At 62.8% G+C, this 15,107-nt stretch carries 13 protein-coding genes and 1 pseudogene; 7 read left to right on the top strand and 7 right to left on the bottom strand.

Annotated features, from left to right (window positions below; translation table 11 throughout):
• Positions 1–101: 101 nt before the first annotated feature.
• The 3 genes from VH599_14655 to VH599_14645 form a co-directional block, all read right to left on the bottom strand.
• On the bottom strand, positions 102–1,388 hold the full coding sequence (locus VH599_14655) for a hypothetical protein (GenBank protein ID HEY7349553.1): 1,287 nt from the start codon (positions 1,386–1,388) through the stop codon (positions 102–104).
• Positions 1,389–1,502: 114 nt separating this feature from the next.
• Positions 1,503–2,588, bottom strand: a complete 1,086-nt coding sequence (locus VH599_14650; GenBank protein HEY7349552.1) for a hypothetical protein — start codon at positions 2,586–2,588, stop codon at positions 1,503–1,505.
• Positions 2,589–2,937: 349 nt separating this feature from the next.
• Positions 2,938–3,195, bottom strand: coding sequence for a hypothetical protein (locus VH599_14645; GenBank protein HEY7349551.1), 258 nt, complete (start codon positions 3,193–3,195; stop codon positions 2,938–2,940).
• 493 nt (positions 3,196–3,688) lie between these two features.
• Here VH599_14645 and VH599_14640 point away from each other — a divergent pair, with 493 nt between their 5' ends.
• Positions 3,689–4,072 (top strand): hypothetical protein, encoded by a 384-nt coding sequence (locus tag VH599_14640; GenBank protein ID HEY7349550.1) that lies wholly within the window; start codon positions 3,689–3,691, stop codon positions 4,070–4,072.
• A gap of 143 nt (positions 4,073–4,215) precedes the next feature.
• On the opposite strand, the gene VH599_14635 is transcribed toward VH599_14640, so the two are convergent.
• A complete protein-coding gene (locus VH599_14635) occupies positions 4,216–4,554 on the bottom strand; it encodes a hypothetical protein (GenBank protein HEY7349549.1) in 339 nt (112 codons plus the stop codon).
• Between the two features lie 71 nt (positions 4,555–4,625).
• Here VH599_14635 and VH599_14630 point away from each other — a divergent pair, with 71 nt between their 5' ends.
• The 5 genes and pseudogenes from VH599_14630 (at position 4,626) to VH599_14610 (ending at position 8,074) form a co-directional block, all read left to right on the top strand.
• Positions 4,626–5,060 (top strand): nuclear transport factor 2 family protein, encoded by a 435-nt coding sequence (locus tag VH599_14630; GenBank protein HEY7349548.1) that lies wholly within the window; start codon positions 4,626–4,628, stop codon positions 5,058–5,060.
• A gap of 13 nt (positions 5,061–5,073) precedes the next feature.
• Positions 5,074–5,862, top strand: coding sequence for a bifunctional 2-polyprenyl-6-hydroxyphenol methylase/3-demethylubiquinol 3-O-methyltransferase UbiG (ubiG, locus tag VH599_14625; protein ID HEY7349547.1), 789 nt, complete (start codon positions 5,074–5,076; stop codon positions 5,860–5,862).
• Between the two features lie 457 nt (positions 5,863–6,319).
• A pseudogene (locus VH599_14620) lies at positions 6,320–6,823 on the top strand (peptidoglycan recognition family protein).
• Positions 6,824–6,880: 57 nt separating this feature from the next.
• A complete protein-coding gene (locus tag VH599_14615) occupies positions 6,881–7,315 on the top strand; it encodes a hypothetical protein (GenBank protein ID HEY7349546.1) in 435 nt (144 codons plus the stop codon).
• Between the two features lie 354 nt (positions 7,316–7,669).
• Positions 7,670–8,074, top strand: coding sequence for a VOC family protein (locus VH599_14610; GenBank protein ID HEY7349545.1), 405 nt, complete (start codon positions 7,670–7,672; stop codon positions 8,072–8,074).
• A 13-nt stretch (positions 8,075–8,087) separates the two neighbouring features.
• Here the strand turns inward: VH599_14610 and VH599_14605 are convergent, their stop codons facing one another.
• Positions 8,088–9,638, bottom strand: coding sequence for a S53 family peptidase (locus tag VH599_14605; GenBank protein HEY7349544.1), 1,551 nt, complete (start codon positions 9,636–9,638; stop codon positions 8,088–8,090).
• Positions 9,639–10,017: 379 nt separating this feature from the next.
• Positions 10,018–11,262, bottom strand: coding sequence for a hypothetical protein (locus tag VH599_14600; GenBank protein ID HEY7349543.1), 1,245 nt, complete (start codon positions 11,260–11,262; stop codon positions 10,018–10,020).
• 412 nt (positions 11,263–11,674) lie between these two features.
• On the opposite strand from VH599_14600, the gene VH599_14595 reads away from it, so the two are divergent.
• The gene (locus VH599_14595) at positions 11,675–12,823 is read left to right on the top strand and encodes an alcohol dehydrogenase catalytic domain-containing protein (protein ID HEY7349542.1); all 1,149 of its coding nucleotides are present in this window, start codon (positions 11,675–11,677) and stop codon (positions 12,821–12,823) included.
• A 35-nt stretch (positions 12,824–12,858) separates the two neighbouring features.
• On the opposite strand, the gene VH599_14590 is transcribed toward VH599_14595, so the two are convergent.
• Positions 12,859–14,739, bottom strand: coding sequence for a S53 family peptidase (locus VH599_14590; protein ID HEY7349541.1), 1,881 nt, complete (start codon positions 14,737–14,739; stop codon positions 12,859–12,861).
• Positions 14,740–15,107: the final 368 nt, after the last annotated feature.

Genomic DNA, 15,107 nt, shown 5'->3' with positions numbered 1-15,107 from the left:
TCGTATTGCTCAAGGCGAGGAAAAACTGGCCGCCCGCGTCCGCTGGTCTCGCAGCAGGAGAACGAGACGTATGCCGAGCGCAGCGCGCTAGCGCATCTTGCCTACTCAAGCGTTTCCGCCGGGGGGAGCGCCTCGGCAGTGCGCCAGGCTGGCTGGCGCAGCCAGAGCGAGACGTGGGCGGGCTGCATGGTTTCCTGCACCACCGCCAGCAAGTTCGCGCGCACCTGCTCTAGATCAACTTCATTCCTGAGCGAGGCGCTGAAGGCGGCCAGGGTTTGTTCGGCATTGTACTTCTTGCGATAGAAGCGGCGGTCAATCAGGCGCTGGATGCGGCGGCGCAGGGGCAGGGAGAGGGCAAAGATTGCCAGAGTGGAGACGACCAGCACTATCGGGTTTTGCGCGGCGGTCCCGCCGAAGAGGCCCAGCAGATGCTCCAGGCCGATGATCAGGCCCGCGTAGAGCGCGCCCAGGATGCCAGTCAGGAGGCCATAGACCAGCGCCTTGTTGATCAGGCTGTCCACCTCCCAGAGCCGATAGCGCAAGATCGAGGCGGCAATAGCGAGCGGGATGAGGAGGATCGCTACCTGAAGCGCGGTACCAAGGACGAGCACCACCCAGAGCGCCGTGGCCTTCCCAGTGACGACTGGCCCGCCGCCAAGCAGCAGCAGCAGGAAGAGGCCCAGCACCAGCAGCACCCACTTGGTCTGCTGGCGCTCCAGGGGCGTCGAGCGCCGCGCATAGCGGTAGACCTGCGCCGCAATGGGGTACCCGAAGAAGCCCAGAGTGAAGGCTGCGCCCGGCCAGGTATCTGGGCGCAGAGGCAAGTCTGGAAAGAAACTGACGGGTACATTGAGCACGATCCAGGCGAGCGCCACCCAGCGCGCCCAGCGGGGGACAAACTGCCCATTCGGGAAGAGCAGCAAGAGCAGGTAGAGGCAGATAGAGGCGAGGAACAGCCAGGCCGCCACCGGCAGGCGCCAGATCGGCTGGACCATCGCCAGGTCGGGGCTGGGGCCGCCGCCAGAGACCAGCAGGCAGAACGAGAAGAAGAGCGCGCGGGGTTCAGCGGACCCTCGCGCGAAGAGGAGCACCCCCATCGCGATCCAGGCCAGGTATGCCAGCCCGTTCAGCGTCGTGCCATAGGCCGCGAAGGCGGCGGGAGACAGGCCCCATTCTGCCAGCACAGGCAGGTCCTGGGGGCGCAGGCGGAAATCGCACGCCGCGCTGGTACAGACCTGCTCCAGATCTGCGAAGGTGAACGGGAGGGTCAGGAAAAAGCTGGTAATGCTCACTATCGCCACGCTGAGCCAGGCCACGCGGGCAATCAGCAGCCAGCGTCCATGCAGGCGTATCTCGGCAGGCGCTGGCGAGTCAGCCAATTGTCTCATCGTTCGCCTCCTTCCTGGACAAGACGAGTACTCTCTTCTCGTCTCAGGGTACCATGCGTCCGTTACGAGATCGTTACGACGAGGATTGGTCGCTCGCGTGTCGGCGCAGAGGCGTTACCAGGGAGGCTGGCGACGACCAGTAATTTCCTGGATCACCTGGTCCAGAGGCGTCCCACTGGGCGCGGGCCAGAGCGGAGGACGCCCGGACTTTGCTGCCTGGATGGCCTCCGCCAGCCGCCCGGCCTCGACAGTAGTGCGCTGGACCATGTTTTCAGCCTGCTCGGCGCGTTGCAGGCGGCTCAGCAAGCTGTTGAGCAGTGCGCCTAGCTGCCAGAGGTCGTGGTCCTGGCTGAGCGTCGCGCGGGCCGTGAGCGTGCCATTGGCGGCCAACCTGAACGCCCGCAGCAGTTCCTGGATGTCTGCCTCCAGTTCCCGTTTCCGATCCGCTTCGCGCTGCCTGAGCGCCGCGAGAAGCTGCGCCTGGTCGGCCCGCGCGATGGCGTGTTCGGTGCTGCGCACCCAGAGATAGGTTACAACCGCCACGAGGATTTGCAGCGTGAGGGGTTGTACCAGGAAGGTGTCGAGGGTGCGCGTCTGCATGACGGCCTCTGGAGCAGCCCCCTGAAGGCCGAAGACGCCCAGCAGGATCAGGCAGCAGTTGCTTATCGCCACAGGAAAGATGCTCATGGATGGAAGCAGCGAGACGGCGATCAGCTCGGCATAGATCAACAGGTCGAAGATCGCCACTTCAGAAGGATCAAGCTCTGGCACGTCTTTCAAGATCAGAATGAAACTCAGGTAAATCAGGATGATGAGCAGGCTGCCAACTACCGAAACCAGCCCGCGCTGATTGAGGAAGATCAGGAAGCCCAGGAAGGCCAGCCCGGTCAGAAAGACCGGCGCCAGTCCAGCGGTGGAGCTGCTTAGGGCGAACTCCGCTGCCCCGGATACCAGCCAGACGATGGTGGCGATCAAGAGAAGGGTACTCGCCAGGCGCGCGCGCCGGGCCTGTTCACGCCGGGCAAGGCTTGCCTGCGGGTCGAGCCTGGCAGGGGTGGTAAGCTGATACCAGCGACTCAGCAGCCTGCGCCAGCGCGGCGCGCCCCCTGTATACTCTGGCGTTTGCTGGTCCTTGTCTTCCCACACGGGGGGACGGCCCACTGGTCGGCTGAGAGGTGATGGCGCTTCCCGGTGATCCATGATGTTCTATCCTTCTTTCGTCCATCGGGAGATACGTACATCTCCCGTGAAAGCACGAGTCGCCAATAGCTTGAGCCTGGGCGTTGCGCGAGAGGCGAGTCGATCACCCGTATTATTGCCCACTTACACTATACGAAGCAGCCGCGTTCTCGTCAACTATGCTGTTTGACGTGTTACTTGTAGCGCCGCCTTCCAGGCGGCTGGACGCTGGCCTGCTAGTACGGTGGCCCGGAGGGCGAACGTTCGCGCTGGCGAAGCGGTGGCCGCCAGGATGGCGGCGCTACAAGTGGTGCCATTAAAAAACCCTGGAATGCTTCGAGCATTCCAGGGAAACTCTATCTCGTCGGTTTCAGGTATCGCTGGTGTCGTCGGGAGTTGCTGGCTGCTGGCGGGGCCGATTACCCGGCCACATGGGACGCCATTCGGGATCAGCGAGGGGGCCGGTGGCTGGCCTGGGGAGCGCGTTCTTGCGCTTGCCGGGCGCGGGCGCATAGGCCCATGCGGGAGCAGGGCGCTCCGGGCGCGGCCAGAGCATTTCGCGCAGGCGCTGCAACGCGCCCATCAACAGGGCGCGCAAGCTGGCAACTATGGTAACGAGGGAAGACATGGGTACCTCCCTTTTCTGAACGGCTTAGGCGCCTTCCCTGTGCAGCAAGTCAACGGGTAACGGAGCAGGCTTCTTGCGAGGATTGTCTGGTCTGTGCTGTTGGAAACCTTTCCCGTTACTACAAAAAGTATAGCACAAAAATCTGAGAATAGCATGAGAGTTTCACCGTTTGCGGTTCTGCCACACATGAGGGGCTGACAAGCGCGGCCAGCCCGTAGCGCCGCCGTCTCGGCGGCTCAACGCTGGCCTGCTGGTACGGTGGCCTGGAGGGCGCACGCGCGCTCTGGCGCGGCGGTGGCCGCCGGGAGGGACGCGCGAGCGACCAACGGGAGCGAGGACCTCTCGCTCGACGAGGCATAGCCGAGGCAAGCGGCCCTTCCCGAAGGGACGGCGGCGGTACGAGCGGCAACCCCCGATCATTGGTGGAACCGCGGTTCGCCAAAGAGCGGCGCGGGAGTTAGAGATTTGGAGAGGTGAGAGAAGGGAGCGAACGATGCCATTGGATGACCACAAAGCTGCCCATATCCGGGGCGTTATCGCCAAGACATGGACCGGGCGGCAAAAGACCGTTACGCTGGTGACAGCATCGGGCGGCGTGCCAGGCTACAGCGCCGTCTCCGTGATCTTTCGGCCAATGGCCGCGCCAGACCCAACGGTCTTCGATGCCAACGGGCAGCCGCCGAAGCCTGCTGCCGATCTGCTGATGATGGCCCCCACGACGCTGAGCCTGGCCGGGGTGATCTTTGTGGCCGATACGCCGACGGCGACGGCGGAAGCGGTGGCCGCCGCGCCCAAGTATGAGGTTATCGAGGCGCTGCCCGCCGGGATGCTGCCCGATGGCACGCATCAGCGGGTGCTGCTGCGGCGGCTGCGCTAGCGGGCTGGCGGTTAAAACCACGCCTGGAGGCGACAAGCCGCCAAGTCCGTCTACATGGACTCCCCGCCCCGATAGGCGCGGCGTATATACTTGTAGCGCCGCCATCCTGGCGGCCAACGCTTCGCCTGGCGAACGTTCGCCCTCTAGGCTAACGTACCAGCAGGCCGACGTTGCGCCGCCAGGGACGGCGGCGGTACACGCGGCTGGCGCGGTTCCACCACACAGGAGGTGTTGGCAAGCGAGGCATGGTACTTGTAGCGCCGCCATCCTGGCGGCCAACGCTGCGCCAGCGTGAACGTTCGCCCTCCAGGCCACCGTACCAGCAGGCCGACGTTGAGCCGCCTGGAAGGCGGCGCTACAAGTGGCAGGTGGTGGAACCCCTGGCGCTTTTGCTCTTTCCAAAAGAGCCGCGTTCCTGTATACTTGCTCACAGCAGGATGATGAGATTGTGGCAGGGTGAACAGATACGGATTCCTGAGCATGCCGCAAGAGCCTGGCGCGATTCCCGCAGTGGGTTAGGTAGGAAAGGTTTAGTTGAAAGGAAAGGAACCACATGAGCAAGCTCGATCTGGCGCGCAAGAGTTTACAGGCGTTTTCGGCTGGCGATGTAGCTACGGTGAGCAGTCTGATGGCGGATGACTACAGCTTTATGGGGGTCACGCCGCAGCCGCTGACCAAACAGGATTTCCTGGGCTTTATGCAGGCAATGAATGCCGCGTGTCCTGACTTCACGTTCAACGAGACAGGGGCCGAGGAAAGCGGCGACACGGCGACAATCAGGCACAGGATTACCGGCACGCAGACCGGCACACTGGCTCTGCCTGGTATGCCGCCCATTCCGGCTACCGGCAAGAAGTTCGCGCTGCCGGAGGAAACCTCAGTTTTCACCTTCAAGGACGGGAAAATTGTCCAGTATCTTGCCAAGCCGGCGCCCGATGGCGGCCTGCCTGGCATCCTCAGACAGCTAGGCGTTGAGATGCCTGGCTAGGTGAACCGCTGAATTGCCTGTTGATCCTGAACTCGAAAACTTCCAGGGCGACATCTGGTGGGATGAAAACGAGGCGTTTTCGCTGCTGCGCACCGCGCTGAATCCAGCGCGCTTCGGCTATTTCCGCCAGATGTTGACCGAGCGGCTGCGGCTCGATCCGCGCGGCCTGCGCGCGCTGGATGTTGGCTGCGGCGGTGGGCTGCTGGCCGAAGAGTTTGCCCGGCTGGGCTGTCGGGTGACGGGCATTGACCCTGCGGAGCCAGCGATTGCGACGGCGCGTGCGCACGCGCGACAATCGGCTCTGGTAATTGACTATCAGGTGGGCGTAGGCGAGCAGCTTCCCTTTGCAGATGCCAGCTTCGATCTGGTCTACTGCTGCGATGCGCTGGAGCATGTCGGCGATCAGGACAGGGTGATCGCGGAGTCGGCTCGTGTCCTCACGCCAGGCGGCGTCTACTGCTTCGAGACGATCAACCGCACGCTTTTTAGCAAGCTGGTGGTTATCAAGCTGTTTCAGGAGTGGCGGGCGACGGCGTTTCTGCCGCCGGACCTGCACGCCTGGGAGCAGTTCATTACGCCCGCCGAACTCAAGCGCGGGCTTTCCCGGCATGGCCTGGAAGCCCAGGAGATCATGGGCCTGAATCCGGCGACCAATCCCCTGAGCCTGCTTCGCCTGCTGCGTCGTTATAAGCGCGGCAGACTCTCCATCGGCCAGATGGGCGCGGCGGCCCGCTTCCAGATAGGCGGCCATACGCTGGCGTCCTATCTCGGCTACGCGCTCAAGCGGGCTGGCGGTTCATGATTTTTGACTTTTTCATCCGGTACGCCCAGGCCATTATTGGCTGGCGGCTGAAGGCTACGCCACAAAGCCTGCCTGCGCAGGCTAAGAGCGCCTCACACAACCTCCGCACGAGCAGGGGGGGGTGTAGCGCCGTCCTTCCAGGCGGCAGGGGCGGGGTTGTAGCGCCGTCCTTCCAGGCAGCAGGGGTGGGGCCAACCGTCGGTTGTGTGAAGCAGGCTAAGACGAATAGCCAATTTGATAATCAAAATCATGAACCGCCAGCCCGTCGGCGGCTCGGCTGCGAATCTTCACCACTTGTACCGTTGTTCGTAACGAACGGATCACAGGCCCATGCTGCGCTGCAAGAAGGCAGGGGCCGATCCATTGTTGCGCATTGAAATAGATCGCTGATCCGCTTTGTAGTGTGGGAGACGTGGATTTCTGAACGTGGGGTCTTTTGCAAAAGGAGCAGCTTGTTATGAGCGCAGAATATCCAGGGGCGTCCTGGGCGCCGATTCCTGGGTTTGGCTATGATCCGCGCGGCTCGCATGGGCGCGAGGGACATGCTCCAAAATGGATTATCTTGCATGGCACCGCTTCTGGAGACGGGACGGCTGAGCAGCAAGCCAGATGGTTTCAGGGGCAGCGCGATCACGGGGTCCATTTCGTGATCGGGAAAAACGGCCAGGTCATTCAGATGGTCAGTCTGGCTGATGCGGCCTATGGCAACGGTATCCTGGGGGCGAAGCACGATGCCTTCTGAAATACCCTGGGCGGCCTGAACCCCAACTTTGTCACGGTCAGTATTGAACATTGCAAGACACGCACAGACAACGGCGACCCGCTGACACCCGCGCAGCAAGACGCGAGCTTTGAGCTAGTCAAATGGCTGGCCTCGCGGCTGCACATTCCGGCGCGCGCGGCTGACAAGAATGGCGGGATCACCGGACATTATTCGATTGATGGGACCAATAAGGCGCGCTGTCCGGGGCCATACCCCTGGGCTGCGCTCTTTCAATTTCTCCAGGGAGGTTCTTCGGTGTCAACTATTCCGGCAGGATGGAAGGATGACGGGGCAATTCTTACGGCTCCGAACGGGAAGCAGGTACGCGGCGGTTTCCGCCAGGAGGTGCTAAAAGGGTGGGAGCAGGACAACTGGCCGTTGGAAGACGAACATGCCTACTGGCCTGCCGACGCTGGACAGCCAGGCAAAGGGAACGGCAACGGGCAGGTGTTCAAGCAGTGTAAACTCTGCTGGGTCAGCAACGTGGGGGTCTGGCATGGAGCGATTGGCGTAGACCTGATGAACGCGCTGGCCGCCGCGAAAGAGGCCGCGCCGCCTCCGGCAGATACCCAGTTGAAAGCGGATGTGGCTGCTCTGGTGAAGTCGCTCCACGATATGCAGCCTGTCTTTGATGACCTGCAAGCCGTCAAGTCGGCGCTCGATCAGGTCAACAAAGACCTGGGCGCCTGATCGATCTCAGACCGTGCAGCTCCGCCACTTGTAGCGCCGCCATCCCTGGCGGCCAACGCGGCGCTGCTGCAAACGCTGCTCCTTCAGGGGCATGGCTGCGGCACGCCCACGTCGAGCCGCCTGGAAGGCGGCGCTACCAGTCCCCGCTTCCCCCGCGAAGGCTGCCAGGATGGCGGCGCTGCCAGTCCCCGCACCCCCCCCGCGAAAGCTGCCAGGATGGCGGCGCTGCCAGTCCCCGCTGTATCGTACTACAGTAATAGGTAGAAAGAGGCGCAGAGACAGTTACGGGTTTTCATCGAGGCCATTGGCATCTGAGAGAGCAAGACGAGATGCGCCTCAAGGAAGGATGACGCGATGTCCGTAGAGATTACCACCACTGGTGTCCACCACATGCGCCTGATCGTCACTGACCCCGCTCGTTCTCTGGCCTTCTACACCAGCCTGCTCAACTTCAGGCTGGCGGTGGAACTGCCCCCAGGCTATGTCATGACCGATGGCAAAATGCTGCTGGGGCTGACGCCGCCCTGGGATCCCAGCCTGGCTATCGAAAATGACCGTTTCAGCCCGCATCGCGTAGGGTTGGATCACCTGAGCTTTGGCGTTGCCAATCGCGCTGAACTGGAGAAGGCGCTGGCGCTGTTCGAGGAGCGCGGCGTGGAACACGGGGAGATCAGAGACCTCGTGCCCTTCGGGATTACCATCCTCAGTTTCAACGACCCCGATGGCATCCAACTGGAGCTTACCGCGCCGCTCGAATAGAAGCCGGGCGATCTCAAGGGCAGGCGCGGTAGCGGTTGGGGCAGCCAGCGGCGAGCAGGTCGGCGGCTTGAATCAGGGCGGGCAGAAACGTATCGGCAATGGGCGTACCCCACCCTGAAGCCAGATCGTAGCCGGGCCGGGCCTGGTAGCCGGTCACGCCATGCAGGCTGTTATCGCCGGTAATAATGTCGTGCATCTCTCTGCCAATGAGGCTGTAGAGGGCGGGCTGGACCAAGCCCAGCGGTTTGCCGCGCATCTGGTTGGCGATGGCGATCAATCCGGCCCAGCAGGGGGCGCTGGCGCTGGTCCCGCCGATGATGTCCCAGTGGCTCCACTGCGAGCGATGCGCGCCAAGCTCTCCGATGAGGAATGAGCCATAGAGAGCGTAATTGACGGCTGCCGGGAAGGAAATATCGGGGATGCCGCGCTTGCCATGCAGCACGGTCTGATCGGGAATGGCATGCTGGTAATCTGGCTCCTGAAAGACGGCGCTCAGGCCGCCGCCGGTTGAGCCGCCCCCGGCGTTCCAGACCGTCTCGGAGCCATAGAGGCCGTTGGCGTCTGCCAGCGCCAGGCTGGTGCCGCCCACAGCCAGGACAGCCGGATCAGAGGCGGGCCAGGAGATGTTGGGGTGGTCCCAAACGGACGAGGGATTGGAGAAGCTGTTGAAGTTGGTGGCGCCGTCATCGCCGCTGGAGGCCAGGACGGTGATGCCTGCTTTTGCCGCTCGCTCGAAGAGGGCGTGCGCTTGATTAAAAAAGCGCCGGTCCTGCGCTTTTTCGCTGGCGCTTTCGGAGATGTCGCCCAGTTCGCTGCCGCCATAGCTGATTGAGATGACACTGCCGAGATGCTGATCAACGGCATAAGCCAGGGCGTCCAGCAGCCCGGCGTAGGCGCAGTTTGCCGAACGCGGGCCGCCTGAGTCGTTGGAGCCGATGAGCAGGATGATGCTGGCTCCTGGGGCCATCGCGTGCGACCATTCGACATCGAGCGTATTTTCAAGCTGGAGATCGTCCATGCCACCGGCGCAGGTATAGGGCGCGGGCGGGCCAAAGGGGTGCAGGATGGTGAAGGTGGGATCGGGCAAGCCCCAGGCCAGATCGAACTGGTGCAGATCGGCTGCAAGGGTGGTGGTCTTGCCTGTCCCCAGGATCACGATGGTCTGGCCGCGCCCGTCATAGCCTTGCCTATAGAGCGGGGTCAGGCGGAACGCCTGCTGCATCTGCTCCGGGCTGTAGCAGGGCGCGTGGATGAGGCTCTGGCACTGCGCGCTGGTGGGCGCGGTTCCGGCGGGCGTGTAGGCTGGCGGCGTTTCAGTAGGGGTGGGCGCTGGCGTTGGGCTGGCGGCTGGCGTTGTCTGCGCGATGGGCGCTGGCGCGGGGCGCTGCGCGAGCGTCAGGGCCAGCGGAGTGAAGATGACGAGGAGCGCCAGTCCCCCCAGGAGGAGGAACAAGAGGCGCGTGTTCGGTTTTGCCGGGGGCTGCTCCTGAACAGGCGAATCGTCCAGCGGCGCGTCCGTCGCGGTCTGGTCCTTGCCTGGCCCCGCTTCTGAAGAAAAGGTCATAGCACTGGTTCTCCTGCTTGCGCGTTGGTTTGTGGCAGTTGATTGGCCGCGTCAACCAGCGCAGGCAGGAAGTCTTTGGCGCTCTCCCTGGTCATCGTGCATGGCCCTGCTCCTTCGGCTTCAACTCGCGCGCTTTCGCTGCTCAAGCATAGAGCGAGGGAGAGGCATATGTCAAGGGGAATAGGAGACAAGGTTCTACCGAAAAGCGGGGGCCACCTGTAGCGCCGCCGTCTCGGCGGCCAACGATTCGCCAGCGCGAGCGTTCGCCCTGCGGGCCAGCACACCAGCAGGCCAGCGTTGAGCCGCCGAGACGGCGGCGCTACCAGCGGCAACCCCCGATCATTGGTGGAACCAGGAGACAAAGGCTGCGGGCGAATGCCTAGCCCTGCACAGCGGCGATCTCTGCCGGTGGGGCGACAGGCAGTTGGGGCAGCCGATGGTGGGCCTCGCTGTCGGCAGCCAGCAGCACCCCAAAGCGCCAGATGAAGCTGCCCCGGCCAGTCCCGCCAGTGTCCTGCAAGGTGATCTGGCAGCCCTCGATTCCCTGGTCGGCGCTGGTCGTGGCGAAGCCAAAGCTCATGTACTGGATTTGCTGCTGCAACACCTGGGCGCCGGTATTGCAGTCCACAATGCCTATCGAAGCCGCAGTGCTGGGCGGGTTAAAGTCTAGCTCGTATAAGAAACTCCAACCGTTGTCGGGCGAGTAGGTCAGCAGGGCTGGCAGCGTCTCAAAAACCGGAAAGGAGACATCCCCAAGCATCTGCCCGGCTGACGTGGTAAAGCGCCAGCGCAGCGCGGCTGGCACACCGATTACCCAGGCCATGCCGGTGAAGGCGCTGAGGGTTCGCGGGTCAGCGACGGCCTGGCAGATCAGCCCGATGCAATCGAACCCGATCTGCCAGATGTTGTCGCTGGCGGCCAGGGATGCAGTGCCCTTGAGCGCGGCGCCGGCGCGCCGACTGGTAATCGCGCCGCCTCCGTTGAGGCTGGTGGCGATATAAGAGCCTGCGGGAACCGTCGTGGTTTGCTCTGCGATGACCGAATGGGCCAGCAGCGCGTTGATCTGGCTGCGCTGGTCGGCTGGCAAATCCCTCGCTGTGAAATCAATCTCAACCCAGTAGGAGGGAGCAGCGGTGATGCCGTTGGCGGTGATCGTCTGGAAGCTGTCGGAGTTGATGGAGCAGCCCGGCCCGGTAGGTTCAGGCGCGCCGCGAAAAAACGTGAAGGTGCAGGATACTGGCCGGAAGGGGGACGCGTTGATGATGACCGTATAGGTCGTGTCGTGTGGCCTGAAGAACATGGGAACCGTGCCGCGCTGCCGTAGGCCGTTGATGGTGACGGCGCCGAAGTTAATATTGCTGCTGATCACCGCGAGAGGCGGCGGGATGGTCGGCAGGGGGGTGGGGGCGCTGGGCGCAGGATGAGATGGCGCGAGCGCGCTCTGAAATGTCACCAGGACCACGACGAGCGCGCCAAGTACGAGGCCGATCTGCGTCAGGCGCTTGCGTCGGGAGGGCGGGCGCGGTCCTTCCGGCTCCAGATCGATCTGCGGCAGGTCATCGGTGTGCTGCTGCTGCTTCGGCAGCGGCGTTGAGTCCTCGACCTCGAAGTAGTTGTCGTCCATGAGCGTCTCCCCCTCCTGAACTCGGCCAATGCTTGCCACCCAGTATACCATGCTGCCAGGTTGGAAGGCAAATGCGGCGGGTGGTTAAGGGACGCCAAACATGAGGGGTTGGCAGGCGAGGCGTGTTACCTGTAGCGCCGCCTTCCAGGCGGCCACCGCTGCGCCACCTGTAGCGCCGCCTTCCAGGCGGCCACCGCTGCGCCAGGGCGAGCGTTTGCCCTGCGGGCCAGCACACTAGCAGGCCAGCGTTGAGCCGCCTGGAAGGCGGCGCTACAAGTGGCAACCCCCGATAGGTGGTGGAACTAGGCGCTGTGATGGGCTATACTGCTCAGCAGGAGAACCAGCTATCCAGGCCATCGCTCCAAAAGGGCGCGGGACTATATCTCGTATGATCTCATCGTGAGGAGAGGCGATGCAAACTGTGTCAACGCATGCAGCCCTGGTTGTTTCGGCTCCCGGCCAGATAGGCATCGAGCGTGTTCCGACGCCACGCCCACGATCCGGGGAAATCCTGATTGCCCCCCTGTATGTCGGCATCTGCGGCTCCGACTTAGACCTGCTGCGCGGAACCCGACCGCTTGGCGCTCGCATCCTGGGTCACGAAGGGGTGGCCGAGGTCGTAGCCGTCGGCCCCGGAACAGCCGATTTTTCCGTTGGGCAGTATGTCACCTTTTTGCCAAATAACCCCAACAATCCAGCAGATATACTCGGAGTCAGTACCGAGGGGCTGTATCAACAGTATCTGCTGATACAGCAACCGGCACTGGAGCGCGGCATGGTGGTCCCGTATGAGGCAGGGATTCCCCTGGTCTGCGGCCCCTTACTTGAGCCGTTTGCTACGGTGATCTATGGACAACGCCTGCTGGAACAGGTTTGCACGCCTGAGCGCATGGTCATTGTGGGGGCGGGTCCAATCGGGTTGCTCAATGCGCTGTACGCGCGGGGGCAGGGGTGCGCTCAGGTCTTTCTCATTGATACGTCAGCAGCCCGGCTGGACTGGGCCGTCAAGCGCGGCATCGTCGCGGATACAGAGGCTCTGCTCAATTCGCCTCAACTGGTGGACATCCTGTTGGAGCGAACCGCAGGACAGGGCGTTGACGTGGCCTACTTGTGTACCCCGCGTTCCGCCACCCGCTCCGCGCTCAAGCAGGCGCTGCGCGTGGTGCGCGAGGACGGCGGGATCAGCCTGACCGCTGGTACTGACTCGTCTGAGGAGTTTCCTGAGCTTCCAGGGGTGGACCTGGACGGGATCAGGCGAGCGAACGTCTGCGGCCTCGGACACGAGGTAAAAGCGTGTGTGACACGAGGAGGAAAGAAGCTCTGGCTCACGGGTCACAGCGGCGCTTCAGCCAGTTATCTCCAGCAGGCTATGCAGCTTCTGCTCAATGACTCGGCAAACTATGCCAGGGTCATCTCGCACCTGGCCGCTTATGACGCTGCCCCGCGTCTGTTTGAGCATTTGCTTGCAGCCGATCCGCAGAACATCGCCGGAGCGCCCGGCGTCAAAGTGATTATGGACTTTACGCATACGGGCGAGGAGATCGAGGTGTATAGGGACTGAAGCGGCGGTACAGGCGCGCGCTCTCCCGCGCGGGCTTAACAGCGCGCGGGCTGAGAGGGGTTCGAGAGGTGAATGGTACAGTCAAGAGCGGCGTTCCCGCTGGCTTTGATCAGCGCGGGCAGAAAGACGTTGGCGATGGGTGTCCCCCAGCCGGTGACCAGATCGTAGCCCTTCAGCGCCTGATAGCCCTGGACGTTGGCATAGCTGTTATCGCCGGAGGTGATGTCGCGCATGTTCTTGCCTTGCAGGTCATAGAGGGCGGGCTGGATGAAGCCAAGCGGCTCCTGGCTCATCTGATTGGCGATGGCGATTAGCCCGGCCCAGCAGGCAGCAGCGGCGCTGGTGCTGTTCGCCAGATCCCAATGCTTCCATTGGGGGTTGGCCTGGATGAGCGCGCCATAGTAGCTGGATGCGTAGATGAGCAGGTTTGTGGCCGGGAAAGTGACATCGGGAATGCCGCGCTTGCCCTGGAAGATGTCCTGGTTGGGGACGGATCTCTGGTAGTCCGGCTCGGCAAAGATGGCGCTCAAGCCGCCGCCAGTCGCGCCAGCGCCTGCGCTGCCCCAGGCAGTTTCGCCAACGTAGGCGTCTTCGGCATCGTCATTGCCCAGCTTCAGCACCGTCCCGCCAACCGCCAGCGCGTCAGGATCGGAGGCGGGCCAGGAGACGTTGGGGTTGAGCCAGTAGGCGGCAAACTTGGGGTAGCCGTTGGGGTTGGTCGCGCCGCTGTCGCCTGTGGCGGCCAGCACCGTGACTCTGGCCTTAGCGGCGCGCTGGAGCAGTTGGTGCCCGGCGGCAAAATATTTCTGCTCGCTGGCTTTCTCTGTGGCGGTGTCGGAGATATTGCCCAGTTCGCTGCCGCCAGCGTTGACAGAGATGATGTTCCCCAGGGAGTGATCCAGCGCGTAGGCGATGTCGTCCTGGACGGACGCCTGGACACAGTTGTCCTGCGGCTTCGGACCGCCCTTGTTGGAGCCGATGAGCAGCACGATCTTCGCGGCGGGGGCGATGGCGTGCGCCCATTCGACATTGAGGGTGTTCATATATTGCAAGCTGTCGCCGTTGAGGCAGGTGTAGGGGGCCGGGGGGCCATCGGGATAGATGATGTTGAGTTGGAGGTTGGGCAAGCCCCAGGCCAGATTGAACTGGCGCAGGTCTGCTTCCAGGGTGGTGGTATTGCCCGCGCCGATCAGAACGATGGTCTGGCCGCGCCCATCGAAGCCGTCTTTGTAGAGTTGGGTCAGGCCAAAGGCTTGCTGAATGTATTCAGGGCTGTAGCAGGCGGCTTTGATGGTGGTCAGGCAGCCCTGGTTGGTTGGCGCGGTTTGGGCTGGCGTAAAGAAGGGCGGCTGTTCGGGAAGGCCAGCCTTCCTGGTGTGGTTGGAGGGAGAGAGCAGCGAGAGGCCCAGCGAAGAGAGATGCACAATGCGAATGAGCGATCCCAGCAGCGCGATGAGCAGCAGCCCGCAAAGCAGGACGATCAGCGGCCTGTGTCCTCGCTGGCGTCTGGCGCTGCTCGTTTTCTCGTGGCGAGAGCGCGCGCCCGCCTCGATGGGGCCGCTCTGAAAGTTGGCGCGGAGGCTGTTCAGTCGGCTCTGAGCCGCTTGCTTTCGCTCGGTCAGCGCCTCTTTCTGGGCGCTCAGGCGCGCCAGGCGCTCCTGGGCGTCGGCAAGCTGGGCCTGCAAAGCGGCCAGGCGCTCCTGGGAGGCGTTCGCCAGCGAAGCGGCATCGGCGGCTGGCGCGTTTGCGGGGCCGGATGTTGGGCGCTCGGAGTTGGCGATCTGAATCTGAAGTTGCAGCACCTGCAACTTCAGACGGCCTTCGCTGAGGTCAAGGTCGTCTATCTCTCCGCGCAGCGCGAGCAATTCCAATGTAGCAGCGGCCTCGCTCTCAGGCGGCCTCTGACGCTGGCTCATTGGCCTTCCTCCCCGGAATGGAACCGTGTACCTTCTCTATCAAGCATAGCAATTTTCAGAAAAAATGCAAGTGCAGCAGCCTTATTGTATCCGGCTCTCTGTGCTATTGCCAGGTCCACTCGTGCTTTTTCTGCGCATGCTGATCGTTCAACGCCGACCTCTGGCGCCAGGGGCGGAGTTTTTGTTCTCCCAGCATAGCCCCTCACGGACGGAAAATCAAGCACTATCCAGACCAACTCTCAGCAATTGGCGCGGTTGTTGTCGTTTTCCCATCCTTCTTGTTTGTCGTTAAAAAGAAGTGACTGATTTGATGAGTGTTGCGCAGTTACTTCTGTTTCAGATGAAACAAGAAAGAGGAGGTATCGGCC

The organism is Ktedonobacterales bacterium, from assembly GCA_036557285.1.
Taxonomy (GTDB): Bacteria; Chloroflexota; Ktedonobacteria; order Ktedonobacterales; family DATBGS01; genus DATBHW01.
Note: the sequence above shows the minus strand (reverse complement) of the source record. Positions and strands in the feature narration are given on the sequence as shown.

Bases quoted from the DNA above. Each gene is read 5' to 3' on its own strand.
- VH599_14650 (HEY7349552.1), bottom strand. From the start codon at position 2,588: ATGGATCACCGGGAAGCGCCATCACCTCTCAGCCGACCAGTGGGCCGT.
- VH599_14635 (HEY7349549.1), bottom strand. From the start codon at position 4,554: ATGCTCAGGAATCCGTATCTGTTCACCCTGCCACAATCTCATCATCCT.
- VH599_14590 (HEY7349541.1), bottom strand. From the start codon at position 14,739: ATGAGCCAGCGTCAGAGGCCGCCTGAGAGCGAGGCCGCTGCTACATTG.
- VH599_14640 (HEY7349550.1), top strand. From the start codon at position 3,689: ATGCCATTGGATGACCACAAAGCTGCCCATATCCGGGGCGTTATCGCC.
- VH599_14595 (HEY7349542.1), top strand. From the start codon at position 11,675: ATGCAAACTGTGTCAACGCATGCAGCCCTGGTTGTTTCGGCTCCCGGC.
- VH599_14610 (HEY7349545.1), top strand. From the start codon at position 7,670: ATGTCCGTAGAGATTACCACCACTGGTGTCCACCACATGCGCCTGATC.
- VH599_14605 (HEY7349544.1), bottom strand. From the start codon at position 9,638: ATGACCTTTTCTTCAGAAGCGGGGCCAGGCAAGGACCAGACCGCGACG.
- VH599_14600 (HEY7349543.1), bottom strand. From the start codon at position 11,262: ATGGACGACAACTACTTCGAGGTCGAGGACTCAACGCCGCTGCCGAAG.
- VH599_14630 (HEY7349548.1), top strand. From the start codon at position 4,626: ATGAGCAAGCTCGATCTGGCGCGCAAGAGTTTACAGGCGTTTTCGGCT.
- VH599_14655 (HEY7349553.1), bottom strand. From the start codon at position 1,388: ATGAGACAATTGGCTGACTCGCCAGCGCCTGCCGAGATACGCCTGCAT.
- VH599_14645 (HEY7349551.1), bottom strand. From the start codon at position 3,195: ATGTCTTCCCTCGTTACCATAGTTGCCAGCTTGCGCGCCCTGTTGATG.